This is a genomic window from Thermus composti, assembly GCF_014647535.1.
GTDB lineage: Bacteria > Deinococcota > Deinococci > Deinococcales > Thermaceae > Thermus > Thermus composti.
The window spans coordinates 1-684 of sequence record NZ_BMPJ01000062.1; the positions used below are offsets into that span (position 1 = coordinate 1).

Annotated in this window: 1 protein-coding gene; it reads left to right on the forward strand. The window is 65.1% G+C overall.

Annotation, left to right across the window (positions count from 1 at the left end; translation table 11 throughout):
- Positions 1–684 (forward strand): AMP-binding protein (locus IEX93_RS11360; RefSeq protein ID WP_188848293.1); only part of this gene is annotated, 684 nt, incomplete at both ends.

Here is a 684-nt window from a genome sequence, read left to right on the forward strand (position 1 = left end):
ACGACCTGGCCCTCCTCCAGTACACCGGGGGCACCACCGGGCTCGCCAAAGGGGCCATGCTCACCCACAAGAACCTGGTGGCCAACGTGCTCCAGATAGACGCCTGGGACCCCACCTCCAGGGAACTTCTCGGCAAGGGGGTGATGCTGGGGGCCCTGCCCTTCTTCCACGTCTACGGCATGACCGTGGCCATGAACTACGGCCTCTTCTCGGGGTACAAGATCGTCCTCCTGCCGAGGCCCGAGATCGGCCCCATCGTGGAAGCCATTGAGAAGCACGGGGTCACCCACTTCCCCGGGGTGCCCACCCTCTACGTGGCCTTCAACAACTTCCCCGGCATTGAGAAGCGGAACGTGAAGAGCATCCGCATCTGCCTCTCGGGGGCGGCGCCTTTGCCTGTGGAGGTGGCCAAGCGCTTTGAGGAGATCACCGGGGCGCGGCTCATTGAGGGGTACGGCCTCTCGGAGGCGAGCCCCGTGACCCACTGCAACCCCGTGGAGGGGGTGGTGAAGAAGGGCTCCATCGGCATGCCCCTCCCCAGCGTGGAGGCCAAGGTGGTGGACGAGGAGGGCAAGGAGGTCCCCATAGGCGAGGTGGGCGAGCTCATCGTCAAGGGCCCCAACGTCATGAAAGGCTACTGGAACCGCCCCGAAGAAACCCAAAAAGCCCTCAAGGACGGCTGGC